General features: G+C 53.5%; 12 protein-coding genes. 10 read left to right on the forward strand and 2 right to left on the reverse strand.

The window, feature by feature from the left end; genetic code table 11:
• Positions 1-2: 2 nt before the first annotated feature.
• Together INT20_RS13695 and INT20_RS13700 are read left to right on the forward strand one after the other, a co-directional pair.
• The gene (locus tag INT20_RS13695; RefSeq protein ID WP_193057113.1) at positions 3-602 is read left to right on the forward strand and encodes an acyl carrier protein phosphodiesterase; all 600 of its coding nucleotides are present in this window, start codon (positions 3-5) and stop codon (positions 600-602) included.
• Between the two features lie 2 nt (positions 603-604).
• Complete coding sequence (locus INT20_RS13700) at positions 605-1060, forward strand: YcgN family cysteine cluster protein (protein ID WP_172117064.1); 456 nt, start codon at positions 605-607, stop codon at positions 1058-1060.
• 396 nt (positions 1061-1456) lie between these two features.
• On the opposite strand, the gene INT20_RS13705 is transcribed toward INT20_RS13700, so the two are convergent.
• The gene (locus INT20_RS13705) at positions 1457-3559 is read right to left on the reverse strand and encodes a S9 family peptidase (RefSeq protein ID WP_193057121.1); all 2103 of its coding nucleotides are present in this window, start codon (positions 3557-3559) and stop codon (positions 1457-1459) included.
• Positions 3560-3621: 62 nt separating this feature from the next.
• On the opposite strand from INT20_RS13705, the gene INT20_RS13710 reads away from it, so the two are divergent.
• The 8 genes from INT20_RS13710 (at position 3622) to INT20_RS13745 (ending at position 14807) form a co-directional block, all read left to right on the forward strand.
• Positions 3622-4050, forward strand: coding sequence for a hypothetical protein (locus tag INT20_RS13710; RefSeq protein ID WP_172117063.1), 429 nt, complete (start codon positions 3622-3624; stop codon positions 4048-4050).
• Between the two features lie 33 nt (positions 4051-4083).
• Positions 4084-4863 carry a class II glutamine amidotransferase gene (locus INT20_RS13715; RefSeq protein ID WP_172117062.1) on the forward strand — a complete coding sequence of 260 codons (780 nt, stop codon included), beginning with the start codon at positions 4084-4086 and terminating at the stop codon, positions 4861-4863.
• A gap of 272 nt (positions 4864-5135) precedes the next feature.
• The gene (locus INT20_RS13720; protein WP_193057114.1) at positions 5136-6821 is read left to right on the forward strand and encodes an AMP-binding protein; all 1686 of its coding nucleotides are present in this window, start codon (positions 5136-5138) and stop codon (positions 6819-6821) included.
• 168 nt (positions 6822-6989) lie between these two features.
• On the forward strand, positions 6990-10994 hold the full coding sequence (hrpA, locus tag INT20_RS13725; RefSeq protein WP_193057115.1) for an ATP-dependent RNA helicase HrpA: 4005 nt from the start codon (positions 6990-6992) through the stop codon (positions 10992-10994).
• Between the two features lie 112 nt (positions 10995-11106).
• Positions 11107-12228: a beta-ketoacyl-ACP synthase III gene (locus INT20_RS13730; protein ID WP_172117059.1), complete on the forward strand. Its 1122-nt coding sequence runs from the start codon at positions 11107-11109 to the stop codon at positions 12226-12228.
• Positions 12229-12275: 47 nt separating this feature from the next.
• The gene (locus INT20_RS13735) at positions 12276-13100 is read left to right on the forward strand and encodes an MlaA family lipoprotein (RefSeq protein WP_193057116.1); all 825 of its coding nucleotides are present in this window, start codon (positions 12276-12278) and stop codon (positions 13098-13100) included.
• 8 nt (positions 13101-13108) lie between these two features.
• Entirely contained in the window at positions 13109-14299 is a 1191-nt protein-coding gene (locus INT20_RS13740) for a PP2C family protein-serine/threonine phosphatase (protein WP_193057117.1), read from the forward strand.
• Positions 14289-14807, forward strand: coding sequence for an STAS domain-containing protein (locus INT20_RS13745; protein WP_193057118.1), 519 nt, complete (start codon positions 14289-14291; stop codon positions 14805-14807). The genes INT20_RS13740 and INT20_RS13745 overlap by 11 nt, the downstream gene beginning before the upstream one ends.
• Positions 14808-14904: 97 nt before the next feature.
• Here INT20_RS13745 and tal read toward each other — a convergent pair whose 3' ends face one another.
• On the reverse strand, positions 14905-15843 hold the full coding sequence (gene tal, locus INT20_RS13750; protein ID WP_193057119.1) for a transaldolase: 939 nt from the start codon (positions 15841-15843) through the stop codon (positions 14905-14907).
• Positions 15844-15867 lie beyond the last annotated feature (24 nt).

Consider the following 15867-nt stretch of genomic DNA (forward strand, 5'->3'; position numbering starts at 1 on the left):
CCGTGAATTTCCTGGCCCATGCCTGGCTTGCCTGTGAAGGGAGTGATGATTTTCTTTACGGCAACCTGATTGCCGATGGTGTTAAAGGTAGCCATCTGGGTGATTGGCCAGCGGATGTCGCGAGCGGCATACAGCATCACCGTAAAGTGGATGCCTGGGTCGACCAGCATCCAAGCGTGCTAAATGCGAAACATCGGGCGCCTGCAGGTAAGCGACGCTACGCTGGTATTGCGCTGGATATTGTGTGGGATCATTTTTTAGCGCGAGATAAGGCCGGCTTGCTTGAGCAGCAGCAAATGGTAGAGCGCTGTTATCGCCTGTTGTCAGCGAGACCGGCGCCCAATCGGCTGGAGGGGATGATGCCCTTTATGATCAAGCACGATTGGCTAAGAAATTACGCCGATTTTGATTTTACCTGCAAGGCAGTTGCGGGTCTTGGTCAGCGCTTGTCAGGACCAAATCGGCTTGCTGAACTCATCCCTTGGCTGCAAAGCGACTATCGTTTACTGGAAGCGGATTATCATTCGCTATGGCCAGCGTTAAGCGCCACGTTAAGCAGCGATGGGGCTGTAAATTACGCGTATAACCCGCAAGAGGAGTAAGGATGGAAACCGGAATGCGCGAGCGCTTTTGGGAGCGTTACACGCTGGAAGAGCTTACCCCGCAAGAGTGGGAGGCACTTTGCGATGGCTGCGGGCAGTGTTGCCTGTTAAAGCTACATGATGATGAAACGCAGGAGCTGGCTGTCTTGAACGTCGCCTGCCGCCTGCTGGATATTCAAAGCTGCCAATGCAGTGATTACCCGAATCGCTTTGATAGTGTGCCTGACTGCACCCAACTGACGCCTGCACTGGTAAAAGAGTTTACCTGGCTGCCCGCTTCGTGCGCGTATCGCCGAGTATCCGAAGGGCGGAAGTTAGCTGGCTGGCATCCGCTGCTGAGTAATGATGCCGAGCGCGTGCACCGTAAAGGCATCAGCGTGCGTAGCTTTGCGGTCTCTCAGGATGATGTGCCTGAACGAGAACTTGAATCCCACATTATTGCTGTACTGCCCATGTAAGTAACCATCCTGCAAGTGGCAGCCCCAGCCCTCTCCTTTTTGACGACATTAAGCCGGTCCACACAAATATCCAGCCTGACGTGATCGTTAGGCGACGGGCTTGTGCTTGGCTATATTTCTTAAGGCAAGCATTATGCCTTTGAACAAGGATGGTTGAGCCGCTCTGTTTTTAGCTGCTCTGTTTTTATTCGGCTTGGCGGACGGTTGCTTAAGCGGCATGTCCCAAATGGTTGGGAAGTGGTCCTGGTGCTTCATTGCTTGCTCCAATAGTAAAGGTAAAAGCATTCGACTAAAGTTGAGTATGAAGCAAAATGGTTTTTGTGGAAAGTATTTTCAAAAAAATAAAAGGCAGCGCGAAGGCTGCCTAACGGTGGGAGGTTTAAAGCAGTGGGCTGCTTAGATGGCGCTATCCTTGAAATCGGCGGCTAACCCCAATGCCCAAAGGATAAACGCGTCCTGCCTAGCGGTATCTTGCCACGCTTTAAATCGGCCGGATGCACCGCCATGCCCGCTGCTCATATCGGTATGCATCAAAACAGGGGCGCTGCCTAGCTGCTGTTGGGTGACTTGCGCGTAATATTTGGCAGGCTCCCAGTAGCTCACCCGTGTATCAAACCAACTGCCTTCAATCCAAAGCGCGGGATACTCTTGGGCCGTTATATTGTCCATGGGCGAGTAGTGACGAATGCGTTCGGCCACTTCGGGTGTTTCGGGGTTTCCCCATTCGCTGTACTCAGCGGTGGTTAGGGGAAGTTCGGGGTTTTGCATCGTGCGTAAGACATCCAAAAACGGCACATCAAGCACAGCGGCACAAAAAGCCTTGGGAGCACGATTAACACACGTGCCGACCAATAAACCGCCAGCGCTGGCGCCGTAAGCGACTACTCGCGCAGGATCACTTACTCCGCACTCCACCAGCGCATCCCGCGCGGCCAGAAAGTCGTTAAAGCTATTCTCTTTGTGCGCCATTTTACCCTGCAAGTACCAGGGTTCACCCCGCTCGCCACCGCCGCGCACATGGGCAACTGCAAACGCGGCGCCGCGTTCAAGCAACTCCAGGCGGGCAATAGAAAACCACGGGTCAAGCGCTTCCCCGTAAGCACCGTAGCCATAAAGTAGCGTGGGTAATGGCTCGCCGACCAGGTCCGCACGCATTACGATAGAGACCGGTACTTGCTCGCCATCTGCGCTGGTGGCCCATATTCGGCGGCTTACCAACTGCTCCGGTGTTAAACCACCATAAACGGGAACGCGCTTAAGGAGTGTTCGCTCGCCATTGGCAAGATCAAGCGCAAACCAGCTGGGGGGCTGTGTAAAGGACTCCTCGCGTAAGCGTAATTCCTGGGTGTCAAAATGCGGCGCATCTTCAAGTGATTGGGAACAAGGTTGCTCTGGCAGGCTAAGGTAGTCGTCAACCAAGCGATGATGCTGTGCATCCAACACCCAGCGACGCAGCACTACCTGCGCTTGGGTATGGTCGCGCTCTGCGATAATCAGCCCCCAGGAAAACGCATCAATACCTTCCAGTGTGGTGTCATCGCGCGGCGCAATAAGCGGCTGCCAGCGTGCTTCAGGGTTGCCCAGGGCTGGTTCGTCCAGGAAGTCGAGCTGAAAATGCGCGCTTGTCTGGTTATGGACGCGGTAAAAGGTGCCTGGCCGGTGATCAATCGTGTACTCAACGCCGGATTGACGGGGCTGCACACAGAGTGGCACGGCCGATGGCCGATGCGCGGGCAGCGCGTAAATCTCGTTGGTATCTTTCGAGCCGCTTTCGATCAGTAACCACTGGCGCGAGCGGGTTTTGCCAATGCCCAGCCAAAACTCAGGGTCCTTTTCACGCAGCACCAGAGTAGGCGCTGAGTGCTGTGCAGGTGCGTTAAAAGGGAGCGATACTTGCCAAATACTGTCAGGGCGTTGGGTTGCATCAAATCGAGTAAAAAAGAGAGTTGCCGAGCTTGCTGTCTGGTCTTCAGCCCAACATAAGCCCGCACCAATATCGCTGAGCAGAGAGACAGGCTCGCCGCTGGGCAGCGATTTTATCCAAAGCGTGTAGCGCTCGTCTCCTTGTGTGTCCTCTGTCCAGGCGAGCCACTGCTCGTCAGGAGAGAGTGCCATATCGCCCATGTCATAAAATTCTTCATCCGCAGCACGGGCTTGAACATCAAAAAAACATTCACGCTGTGCCGGTTGCCCGTTTGGGAAACGCCACCAGTGAGGGTAATCATCGTCGGCGCCGGTCTCGCTCCAGAACGTAAAGTGGTCAAGCGCTGTCTCAAGGCTGGTGACGGCAAGCTCACGGCGCGCAAGATGGCTTTTATAGAGCGTTTCGGCCAGCGGAGCCAGCGGTGCAAACCATTGGGCCTGCTGCTGGTTGGCGGCTTCTAAAAATGCGCTAACATCAGGCGAATCTCGTGCTTCCAACCAGTGCCATTTGGGATCATTAGCGCGATAATAGCGCGCGACGGGTGAGCCTGCGAGCGTGTCTGGCTGTGCTTTCATAAATTGATAGGTACCATAGCGGGAAATTAACGTCGGGTGCATGCACCCACATGAGGGGTATTATGCTGTTTACAGGTTCAATGTCACAGCTGTGGCTAAGTTATTACGGTATTTCGCTGCTGGTCGTCATTGCCATCTATTTTGCGGTGGCGTTTCTACCGCGTTTGCCGCGCCTGGTGGTGACGTGGGGAATGGCGGGCGCCATGTGGACGCCAGCGATGTTTCGTCTACCGCTAGTAGAAGAGGGTGAGTTCTATACCGGTTGGGCGCCTGCGGCGATGGTGGCCGCGGTTGGTTTTCTTGAGCATAACGTTAATGCGCTGCGTGGCAGCCTGTTGTGCCTGGTCGCTGGGATTGCTATCGGCGCAGCGATAGGCATCGCTCTCTGGTGGTGGCGTCGGCCGCCAAGTGCGCCGCCCGCCAAGCGCGTGAAACAGGAGGAAGCTGAAGACCCACAGCCTACGCGTCGTCGCGAACCGGTTATTGGTTAATGCAGATAATGAAAAGCGGAAGGAGGCGCGGTTATGTGTGAGCTGTTGGGGATGAGCGCTAACGTCCCGACCGATATCTGCTTTAGTTTTTCAGGCTTTTTACATCGTGGTGGCGGCACTGGGCCGCACCGCGACGGGTGGGGTATCGCTTTTTATGAAGAGGGCGGGTACCGCGAGTTTCGTGACCCGCATCCTTCTGTCAACTCGCCCATCGCACGGCTAATCTGCGACTACCCGATTAAATCAAACGTAGTGATTAGCCATATCCGCCAAGCAAACGTTGGCGGTGTGCGCCTGGCGAATACTCACCCTTTTACGCGTGAAATGTGGGGCCGCCCTTGGTGCTATGCGCACAATGGTCAGCTAAGCGAATGGCAGCACTTACCGTTGGGGGTGTACACGCCGGTTGGCAATACCGATAGCGAACATGCTTTTTGTTGGCTAATGGGTCAACTGCGAGACGCTTTTCCAACGGCCCCGGCATCGCCTGAATCTTTATGGGAGACGCTGCATGCACGATGTGAACAGCTACGTGCTTTGGGCGTGTTTAACTTGTTGCTGTCCGATGGTCAGTATCTCTATACCTACTGCTCGACGAAGCTTGCGCATATTACCCGGCGAGCACCCTTTGGTGATGCCGAGCTTTCTGATGCCGAACTTACGGTTAATTTTGCCGAGCACACGACACCCAATGATGTGGTTTCTGTTATAGCCACCGAGCCGCTAACCCACAATGAAGCCTGGTGCACCATGGTGCCCGGCGAGCTTTTAGTGTGGCGTGAAGGAGAAATCGAGGCGCGTTACTGTCCATAAGGGCTTGTCCATAAGAACTGGCCATAAGAACTGTCTATAAGAACTGTCCATAAGAACTGCCCATTACGCTACATTGTTACGTAGACATTTAGAAAAGATGGGAGGAAGGTTAGGAGGAAAGTTAAGAGCTCGGCCCTTTATCGGCTAAAGTTGAAACACAAGTTTCAATCGATCGTTTTACAGCATGTCTGGGGTCGTATATCGTTGGCCCTCTTGCCTCGCGACAATAACAAGGTCGGTTATAACATCGACATGGATAGCGGAGATTGCCCATGAGCGAACACGCCACAGCGCCTATTTTACGCGGCCCAGCGCTTGAAGGGTTGGATAAGTACAACTCTGTCACAGATGTTTTTCACGCGGCAGTAAGCCGGTATCAGCAAAAGCCTGCTTTTAGCTGCATGGGCAAAACGCTTACTTTTGCTGATCTTGACCGTCTTTCAGCAGACTTTGCCGCTTGGCTTCAGCACGAGACTGATTTGAAGCCGGGCGACCGGATCGCCATTCAACTGCCCAATGTCTTGCAATTCCCCGTGGCGGTGTTTGGCGCCATGCGGGCAGGTCTGGTCGTGGTAAATACCAACCCGCTTTACACCGAGCGGGAGATGACCCACCAGTTTAAGGATTCTGGTGCCAAGGCTGTGTTGATATTAGCCAATATGGCTAAAAAGCTTGAAAACGTCGTTGATAAAACCGATATCAAACATGTGCTGGTCACCGAGTTGGGAGACCTGCACGGCCTGCCCAAACGGTGGTTGATTAATGCGGTCGTGAAGCATGTGAAAAAGATGGTGCCTGCCTACTCGCTGCCCACCGCGTTAAGCTTTCGTGATGTTTTGAAGAAGGGCGCTTCTTTAAATCACACTGAGGTAAGCCGAGAACAGGATGATTTGGCCGCGCTGCAGTACACCGGCGGTACAACCGGCCTGCCAAAAGGGGCGATGCTAACCCACCGTAACTTGATTGCTAATATGCTGCAGGCGCGTGCCGCTATTGGTACGCATCTAAACGTGGGCGAGGAGTTAGTAATAGCGCCACTGCCGGTTTATCACATCTACACCTTTACAGTGAACTGCCTGTTTTTAATGGAGTCGGGCAATCATTCGCTGCTGATTACCAACCCCCGTGATCTGGACAGTTTTATAAAAGAGCTTAAAGGGCTAAAGTTCACAGCGTTTATTGGCTTAAATACGCTGTTCAATGCGCTGTGTAATCGTGACGACTTTAAGCAGCTCGATTTTTCCCATCTAAAGCTGACTATTTCTGGTGGTATGGCACTAACCAAGGCAGCCGCCCAGCGTTGGGAGCAAACGACAGGTTGCCCAGTTGCTGAGGGGTATGGATTGACAGAAACCTCGCCAATTGTGAGCTTTAACCCAACCGATGCTATTCAGTTGGGTACGATCGGTAAGCCCGTTGCAGGCACCTCGGTAAAAGTAGTGGATGCTGATGGCAATGATGTGGCTCTGGGCGAGCCGGGCGAGCTTTGCGTGCAGGGCCCTCAAGTGATGAAGGGATACTGGCAGCGCGACGATGAAACCCGTAACTCCATCGATGAGGGCGGCTGGTTCCATACCGGTGATATCGCCGTGCTTCAGGATGACGGCTACATCCGTATCGTTGACCGCAAGAAGGATATGATTCTGGTGTCGGGCTTTAACGTCTACCCCAATGAGGTGGAAGACGTGGTCGCCGCCCATCCGGATATTATCGAAGCGGCGGTAGTCGGTGTGCCGGACGACGACGCAGGTGAAGTCATCAAGCTGTTTGTCGTCTCCAAAAACAGTCAGTTGGATGCCGAAACGCTGCGCAGCTGGTGCAAAAAAGAACTTACCGGCTATAAAGTGCCCAGGTTCATCGAGTTTCGTGATGAACTGCCCAAAACCAATGTGGGCAAAGTATTGCGTCGTGAACTGCGCGATGAAAATAAGCCTGCGGCCAGTGAGGCAGATAGTTAGAGGAAGCGTCTATAGTGACGAAAATAGATAACGCACTGATGAGCGATTACGCCACTGGTTAGGCGTCGCGTTGGTGAAAGCGTTACAATATTCGGCCCGCTCGCGTAGCGGGCCGAATAGTTATTTGCCCTACCGATATCCATTGGTACATCTGCTTTTCAATAACGAATGGAAACTGAGCCTAACGTGACCACCGATATGCCTTCTGATCTTACCGATAATCAACGCTTGGCTACGCTTAATGAAACCATAAGCAACGTTATGCTGCGTGATGCCCAGCGCCTTGAGCGGCGCGTAGCAGGGCTGGCGCGTCGCCTGCGCGACAACAAGCCGATTGGTCACGGTTTGCACGAGGTGGAGCGCGATATTCACCGGGCACAGCAAGTGTTTAACCAGCGCGAGGCGTTGAAGGTGACCTTTAACTATCCGGCTGAGTTGCCGGTGGTTGAGCGTCGGGAAGATATTTTAAACGCCCTTCGTGACCATCAGGTGGTGGTAGTGGCGGGGGAGACCGGGTCGGGCAAAACGACTCAGCTCCCCAAAATGTGCCTGGAGTTAGGCCGTGGACGTAAAGGACTTATCGGTCATACACAGCCGCGGCGTTTAGCGGCGCGCAGTGTTGCCGGGCGGCTGGCCGAAGAGCTTGAGGTGCCGCTTGGTGAGCAGGTGGGCTATCAGGTACGTTTTACGGATCAAAGTAGCCCCACCACGTTAGTGAAGCTAATGACCGATGGTATCTTGCTGGCTGAAACCCAGCACGATCCCTTGTTGCTGCGCTACGACACCATCATTATTGATGAAGCTCATGAACGTAGCCTGAACATCGATTTTCTGCTGGGCTATTTAAAAAGGCTGTTGCCTAAACGTCCTGACCTTAAAGTGATTATTACCTCGGCAACCATTGATGTTGATCGTTTTGCCGCGCATTTCGGTACGCCTAAAGCATCCGCACCCGTCGTTGAGGTATCAGGACGTACGTATCCGGTCGACGTGCATTATCGCCCTTTGGTGCGTGATGAAGAAGATGAAGAGGATCGCACCTTACAAGAAGGGATTTTGCACGCCGTTCTCGAAATCGAAGCCATCGAGCGCGAAAAAGGCTGGCTACATGGCCCCCGGGATGTTCTGGTATTTTTGCCAGGCGAGCGAGAAATTCGTGAAACAGCCGATACGTTACGCCGGGCTGATTTGCAAGGGACGGAAATACTGCCGCTGTACGCACGTCTCTCCAATGAGGAGCAGAACCGGGTTTTTTCTGCCCACCGTGGAAGGCGCATTGTGTTGGCCACTAACGTTGCGGAAACCTCGTTGACGGTGCCCGGCATTCGTTATGTGGTGGACCCGGGGCTTGTCCGGATTAGCCGCTACAGCTATCGGGCAAAAATTCAGCGCCTACCGATTGAGCCGGTAAGCCAGGCCAGTGCCAATCAGCGCAAGGGGCGCTGCGGTAGGGTGGCAGAAGGGGTGTGTATTCGTCTTTACGACGAAGAGGACTTCGTCTCGCGTCCAGCCTTTACTGATCCTGAAATTCAGCGGACCAATTTAGCCTCGGTCATTCTGTCGATGCTGGCGCTAAAACTGGGTGATATTGAAGCGTTCCCCTTTGTAGACCCACCGGACAGCCGCTTTGTAAAAGATGGTTTTCGGCTATTGTTTGAGCTGGGCGCGGTCAACGAAAAGCATCACCTGAGCGAGTTGGGGCGAAAGTTAGCGAAACTGCCCATCGACCCGCGCTTGGCACGGATGGTGTTAGCAGGTGCGGAGCGCGGTAGCCTGCGTGATGTGCTGGTGGTGGTGTCCGCGCTTGCCATTCAGGACCCGCGAGACCGTCCGGCCGATAAACGCCAGGCTGCCGATCAGGCGCACCAGCGTTGGCACGACCCGGATTCGGATTTTGTCGCGCTGCTCAACTTGTGGCATGGCATTGAGAATGCCCGCGAAGCATTATCCGGCAATCAGCTGCGCCGCTGGTGTCGCGAGCACTATATTAATTATCTGCGCATGCGTGAATGGCACGATACGTTCCGTCAGCTTAGGCAGTTGCTGCGCGATATGCAGATCGATGTTCCCGCTCCGCTACCGCGCAATGACGAGGAGAGCGAAGAGCAGGCGCGTCAGGCCAGACGCAAGACCTCAGGTAAGTTACACCAGGCGCTTCTTTCAGGCCTTTTGTCTAACCTGGGCACGGTAGTGGAAAATCGCGAGTACCTGGGCGCACGTAATCGTAAATTCATGATTCACCCCGGCTCGGGGCTCGCCAAAAAATCGCCCAAATGGCTAATGGCATTTGAGCTGATTGAAACCACAAAACTGTATGCACGCACCGTTGCCAAGATCGATCCCCAGTGGATCGAACCGCAGGCTCAGCACTTGGTGAAACGCAGCTATAGCGAGCCTCATTGGGAACAAAAGCGTGCGCAGGTCGTTGCTTTTGAGCAAGTAACGCTGTTTGGCCTGCCTATTGTCGCGCGTCGGCGTGTGCACTATGGGCCAATTGCCCCCAAAGAATCGCGCGAGCTGTTTATCCGTCGTGCGCTGGTGGAAGGCGAGTTTACGACTCAGGGCGCGTTTTTTGCTCATAACCGCGCACTCATTGACGAAGTGGAGGCGCTTGAAGACCGCGCCCGCCGCCGTGATATTCTGGTCGATGAAGAGGCGTTGTTTGCGTTTTACGACGCGCGTATTCCAGACGACATTGTCAATGGTAAAGGCTTCGAGCACTGGCGTAAGCAGGCTGAACGCCAGACGCCTGCGCTGTTGAATTTTGATCTGGATGCGCTGAAAGCGCGTGACGCCGCCGATGTCACCCAAGCGCAGTACCCTGACCATTTAACACTTGCCGGGGTGGCTTATCCGGTGAGTTATCACTTTGATCCCAATGCAGACGATGATGGCGTTACATTGACCGTACCTGCCGCCATGCTGCCTCAATTGCCTGTGCACGCATTAGAGTGGTTGGTGCCTGGGCTTTTAAGAGAAAAGTGCATTGCGCTTTTAAAGTCGCTGCCTAAAAGCATTCGCCGCCAGGTGGTACCCATTCCTGATTGGGTCGATGCAGCGTTGGAAACCCTGGTGCCCGATCAGCGCCCGCTCACAGAAGCATTGGGCGAATTTATACGTCGACGTACCGCAACGCGTGTTCATCCGGATGACTGGCGGCTGGATTTACTCGATGCCCACCTGATTATGAACATTCGAGTCATCAATCATGCTGGTGAGCTGCTGGGTCAAGGGCGCGATGTCAGAGCGCTGGAGCAGCGCTTTGAAGCGGCGGCCAGTGCCGGTGCCCAGGCGTTGGCCGAGCAGGCAAACCAGGCGCCTACGCTTGACGGCCTGCCTGAGGAGCCATTGCCTGATTCGCGTGTGACTACGCAGGCGGGCATTCGTGTCGAGGCCTACCCGGCGTTGGTGGCTGAAGCCAGTGAGTTTAAGGTCGCGCTTTTTGATCATCCGGCAAAGGCATTGGCGGCGCATCAAGAGGGCGTTGCCCGGCTGGCAATTGCCAAACAGCCTGACCAGGTAAAAGCGATTAAGCGCCTACCCGGTGTTGAAAAATGCGCGCTGCTGTTTGCCAAAGTGGGTAGCAAGCAAGCGTTGCTGGATGACCTGATGTTAGCCGTCTTTACTCAAGTCGTTGCCCAGCATCCTTTGCCGCGCTCATCGGCCGAATTGAGCGCTCGCCTGGACGCTACCAAAGCAGAATTGGTTGATTACGCGACTTCCCTGCTTGAGCAGGTCGAGGCGGCGCTAAAAGGTCACTTGGCAGTGAGTAAAGTGCTTAAAGGCAAGCTCAATTTTGCGCTTGCCCTAGTGTATAACGATATCAGCGTACAGATGCAGCGGCTGGTCTACCCGGGGTTCATTCGTGATGCAGGCCAATGGCTGACAGAGTATCCTCGTTACACCGAAGCCGCGCTCATCCGCCTTGAAAAAGCTGCACGTGAGCGCGGGCGTGACCAGATGCTGATGCATGACGTTCAGGCCCTTGAAACTCGCTTTGATGCGCGGCGTAAAAGCGAGCGTCGGGGGCGTGTTGAAGATCCCGAGTTGGTGGAATTTGGCTGGTGGATACAGGAGCTTCGCGTTTCCCTTTTTGCTCAGCAGTTGGGAACGCTGATGCCTGTATCGGCAAAGCGCCTTGAAAAGCGTTGGCAAGAAATAATTAGCGTTTAAAAGATGACTGGTAAACCCTGCAAATAACGCACACAGTAATATTAAGCGCGAGCCTTGGGCCTGAGTCTAAACAGCAAGCAATAGGGGCAAAAGCCGCTTAGAGGAGATAGGCATGACAAACGTGGTGATAACCGGGACAGGGCTTTATACACCGGAACACGCCATTGATAATGCGGCGCTGGTGGCTGCATTTAATACGTGGGTGGATAACGAAAATGCGTGTCATGCGGATGCGATTGCACGGGGTGAGCGTGAGCCGCTAGCCCACTCCAGCAGTGAGTTCATCGAAAAAGCCTCTGGTATTAAAAGTCGTTACGTATTGGATGCTTCAGGTATTTTAGATCCTGAGCGGATGTGTCCTCGGCTGCCATTACGTCAAAATGACGAGCCCTCTATTCAGTGTGACATGGCCGTCTCTGCCGCACGCCAAGCGCTGGAAAAGGCCCAGGTAGCACCTGGTGACATCGAACTGGTGATTGTGGCTTGCTCCAATATGGAGCGTGCCTATCCTGCGTTAGCGGTAGAAGTGCAGCAGATGCTGGGTGCCAAGGGTTATGGATTTGATATGAACGTGGCTTGCAGCTCTGCTACGTTCGCCCTTGAATCGGCCGCTAATGCTATTGCGTCCGGCAGTATTAAGCGCGCCCTGGTAGTGAACCCGGAAATCTGTTCGGCACATTTAAACTTTCGAGACCGTGACAGCCACTTTATTTTCGGCGATGCTTGCACCGCTGTGGTCCTGGAAAACAGTGTCGATGCAGTGGCCGATGAGCGCTTTGAAATTATAGGTACGCGGCTTGTTACCCGGTTTTCCAATGCCATTCGCAATAATGCCGGCTTTTTAAACCGTGTGACGGACAGTGATCCGTTAGCAATTGATAAGCTCTTTGTGCAAGAAGGGCGGCGAGTTTTCAAAGAAGTGTGTCCCATGGTAGCCCAGTTGATTACAGATCACTTGACCTCGTTGGAGCTATCGGGAAGTGATCTCAAAAAAATGTGGCTGCATCAGGCTAACCGCCATATGAACGATCTTATCGCTCGCAGGGTATTGGGTTTTGAGCCCAGTGAGGCGCAAGCGCCCATCATTTTAGACCGCTATGCAAACACAAGCTCCGCTGGTTCCATTATTGCCTTTCATTTACATCATGAGGATATGGTGGAGGGCGACATTGGTGTGATTTGCTCCTTTGGAGCAGGCTACAGCGCAGGGTGCGTCGTAGTTCGACGTCAGTAACAGTACGACGTCAGTGACAGTACGTTAGTTTTTGAAGAGGAATAACCATGCTGCGGTTGTTAGCCAGGCAAGCCACCACTTTTTCACTGCGTAACGCAGCCCTACCAGCTGTGCTGCTTATCACCATGGCGGCTAGCGGTTGTGCCAGCACGCAAATGGCTCAAGATGCGAATCCGGATGATCCGTGGGAGGGCTTTAATCGCCGCGTTTTTGCCTTTAACGATGTCGTTGATCAGTATACGTTGAAGCCGGTAGCCCAAGGGTATCGCACGATTACGCCGAGCCCTGTACAAACCGGTGTCAGCAACTTTTTCTCCAACCTTGGCGAAATTCGTACGACTATAAATAGTCTTCTTCAAGGAAAACCGGCGAACGCTGGGTTGGCAACATCCCGTTTTTTGATCAACACAACGGTGGGTATCGGTGGGTTGCTTGATTACGCGACGTTGATGGAGATTAACGCAAGCGACGAGGATTTTGGGCAAACGCTGGCGGCCTGGGGGTGGGATGACTCACGCTACCTTGTCTTGCCGTTTTTGGGGCCCAGTACGTTACGTGATGCTACGGGGCGGCCTGCTGATATCATGACCTACCCCATCGTTTACGTGGATGATAACACCACCGAGCTTGTATTAAGCGCGCTCAATATTATTGACCGACGCGCCGCGTTACTTGATCGGGAAAACTTGATTAGTGGTGATCGCTACAGCTTTGTGCGCGACGCTTATTTGCAGAGCCGCCAGTTTGAAATTAGTGACGGCGAGTTAGGCGATGACCCGTTTGCAATGGATGATTTTGACTTTAACGACAGCGATTTCAATGACAGTGATTTCGACGACAGCGATGCTAGTGACGACGATTTCGCCGATTGAGGCTTGATATGGATCATTCCAGGCAACTGGTTGCGGTAATTGACGCGCCCGGTCCGGAGCGCGATGCGCTGGCAGAAGCCATCACGTGTGATGGTATGGGCGTATATGCTGCAGATAATATCGACTATCTTCCAGCAGAAACCGCTTTGATTGTTGCGCATGCGCACTCGGTGCCTCAGCAGCAGTGGTCGCAGTTGACGCGTCGCTTACCCACGTTGGTGGTAAGCGACTCACGTCAGGATGCGGACCTGATCAAGGCGATTGACATAGGGTTGGTGGACTATATCGTTCATCCTCTACGCCATGCTGAACTGCTGCGACGAATGATTCGTAAGGCTATTGAGCTCAATGAGTTAGCCATTGAGCGAGACCGTGATAGAGAAAGACTCGCTGAATTAAACGAGAGCCTGGAGACACATCTGGCGCTGCTGCGCATGGACCAGCAAAGTGGGGGGCATATTCAGCGTCGGTTATTGCCTGCTCACCCCAAGGTGGTGAACGGCGTTTACTATGATTATTGGTTTGCGCCCTCGCTTTATCTATCCGGCGACTTTCTGGATTATCAGCGTTACAACGACCGTTACAGTGCGTTTTATTTTGCAGACGTTTCTGGGCACGGCGCATCCTCGGCGTTTGTGACCGTGCTGTTAAAGTATTTATGCAACCGTTGGCTAAATGAGTGGGACGGCCACAAGCCCGAGTGCTTGGCGCCGGACTGGTTGGCCGCTATGAATCGAGAGTTGCAGGGGACCGATATCGGTAAACATGCAACGTTGTTTGTAGGTGTTATTGACCATCACTCTCATACTCTTCACTATTCGCTCGGTGCACAGCTACCGATGCCTTTTTTGGTTGCGGGCGGTAAGCTCTCCCGGCTTGAAGGAGAGGGGATGCCAGTAGGCCTTTTCCCCGATATAGAGTATCCTTCGCTGAGCTGTGCCTTGCCGGCCGAATTTCGATTATGGCTGTGTTCAGATGGTGTATTGGAATGCTTGCCGGGTAAAACGCTCGACACGCGGCTCAAGGAGCTTGAGCAATTAGTAAGCGAAAGTGTCACGCTTGAGCAGTTGCGCGAACGGCTAGCCAAAACAAGTGTCCTGCTGGCAGCAGGGGAGACGGGTGAGGCGAACCAGGAACGCGGTGCTTTACCCGATGATCTAACAATCATGATGGTGAGCGGATTTGTTCATGCTGATTGATGAAGGCCGTATTAAAGCGGCGTTCGACTCCGGTGTTTTTGTCTTAAAACTCTGTGGCGATGTGCGGTTAACGCTTTGTGCCACGCTGGATACCCAGGCACAACATCTGGCTGAAACGCCTGGGTTACGTGCGGTAATGATTGACTTGCGTGAAGCGACCAATGTCGATTCAACGGCATTGGGTTTTCTTGCAAAGGTGGCGATGGCTGTAAAAGGGCGCTTGGCCCACCCGCCTACTATCATTGCGGATAATCCTGATGTTCGTAAAATGCTCGATGTTATGGGCTTTGCGCGTTTTTTTACCTTGATGGAGGCGCCGCTTCAACAGCCGCCAGCGCTTAGCGATGCGCTTGTTGAGCTGCCTGAAGAGCCTGCGGATGAAGATGGGCTGCGCGAGCGAATTCTTGAAGCGCATCGTATTTTAATGCACATGAATGAGCATAATCGCGAGCAGTTCCAGCCGTTGGTTGAGATGTTGGAAGCGCAGAATACAGAACCCCACCATTAAAAAAGCCTCCCTGATAAAGAAAGGGAGGCTCCGACGACTGACAACCCCCCCCCACTTTTGTGGGGGGTGTCGTTTAAGCGTGGCGCAATTTAATAACTTATGACTTTCGCAGTGTGCCGAGCAATGTTTCCAGCTCACGCTGGTCGGCCATAAATTTGCGAATACCTTCCGCTAGTTTATCAGACGCCATTTCATCTTCATTCATGGCCCAACGGAAATCGCTTTGCGTTAATGGCTCGTCCGCTGAGCTACTCGCGCCCATCGGCGTTAGCTGGCGAGTTAGTTCACCCTGCTGTTCATCCAACTCGGTAAGCAACTTGGGCGAAATGGTCAGACGGTCACAGCCTGCCAGAGATATAATCTCGCCGATATTACGAAAGCTTGCGCCCATTACGATGGTGGCGTAGTTATGGCCCTTGTAGTAGCTGTAAATCTGTTTGACAGACTGTACGCCTGGGTCATTGTTACCGTTAAAATCGGCTTCAGGCTGACGAGATTTATGCCAATCGAGGATGCGCCCGACAAACGGCGAAATCAAAGTGACGCCTGCATCGGCACATGCTTGAGCCTGAGCAAAACCAAACAGCAGCGTGAGGTTGGTACGGATGCCTTCACGCTCAAGCTGCTGCGCTGCCTGAATACCCTCCCAAGTGGAGGCCATCTTGATTAGTATGCGCTCAGGACCCACGCCCTTTTGGGCGTACCGCTCAATCAATGAATGCGCGCGCGCAATAGTGGCATCACGGTCAAATGAAAGCCGAGCACTTACTTCGGTGGATACGTAGCCGGGCACCAGTTCACTAATTTCACTGCCAATCTCGACAGCCACGCGGTCAACCGCATCATCAATATCCTTGCTTTCCTTGGCAATAGCGGCCAAGTGGGCGCGGCGCTGCTCTTGCTGAGCGGCTTGTAGGATGAGCGAAGGGTTCGTCGTTGCATCTTGTGGCGCAAAACGTCGGATGGCTTCAAGGTCGCCGGTATCGGCGACTACCGAGGTCATTTCTTTAAGCTGTGTTAGCAGGCTAGTGGCCATTCATTACTCCTTGCGTCGTTAGTC

The organism is Halomonas citrativorans, from assembly GCF_014898005.1.
Classification (GTDB): Bacteria; Pseudomonadota; Gammaproteobacteria; order Pseudomonadales; family Halomonadaceae; genus Vreelandella; species Vreelandella citrativorans.

Excerpts from the sequence above, each read along its gene's own strand:
- INT20_RS13700 (WP_172117064.1), top strand. The coding sequence starts at position 605 with ATGGAAACCGGAATGCGCGAGCGCTTTTGGGAGCGTTACACGCTGGAA.
- INT20_RS13705 (WP_193057121.1), bottom strand. The coding sequence starts at position 3,559 with ATGAAAGCACAGCCAGACACGCTCGCAGGCTCACCCGTCGCGCGCTAT.
- INT20_RS13710 (WP_172117063.1), top strand. The coding sequence starts at position 3,622 with ATGCTGTTTACAGGTTCAATGTCACAGCTGTGGCTAAGTTATTACGGT.
- INT20_RS13715 (WP_172117062.1), top strand. The coding sequence starts at position 4,084 with ATGTGTGAGCTGTTGGGGATGAGCGCTAACGTCCCGACCGATATCTGC.
- INT20_RS13720 (WP_193057114.1), top strand. The coding sequence starts at position 5,136 with ATGAGCGAACACGCCACAGCGCCTATTTTACGCGGCCCAGCGCTTGAA.
- hrpA (WP_193057115.1), top strand. The coding sequence starts at position 6,990 with ATGGAAACTGAGCCTAACGTGACCACCGATATGCCTTCTGATCTTACC.
- INT20_RS13730 (WP_172117059.1), top strand. The coding sequence starts at position 11,107 with ATGACAAACGTGGTGATAACCGGGACAGGGCTTTATACACCGGAACAC.
- INT20_RS13735 (WP_193057116.1), top strand. The coding sequence starts at position 12,276 with ATGCTGCGGTTGTTAGCCAGGCAAGCCACCACTTTTTCACTGCGTAAC.
- INT20_RS13740 (WP_193057117.1), top strand. The coding sequence starts at position 13,109 with ATGGATCATTCCAGGCAACTGGTTGCGGTAATTGACGCGCCCGGTCCG.
- INT20_RS13745 (WP_193057118.1), top strand. The coding sequence starts at position 14,289 with ATGCTGATTGATGAAGGCCGTATTAAAGCGGCGTTCGACTCCGGTGTT.
- tal (WP_193057119.1), bottom strand. The coding sequence starts at position 15,843 with ATGGCCACTAGCCTGCTAACACAGCTTAAAGAAATGACCTCGGTAGTC.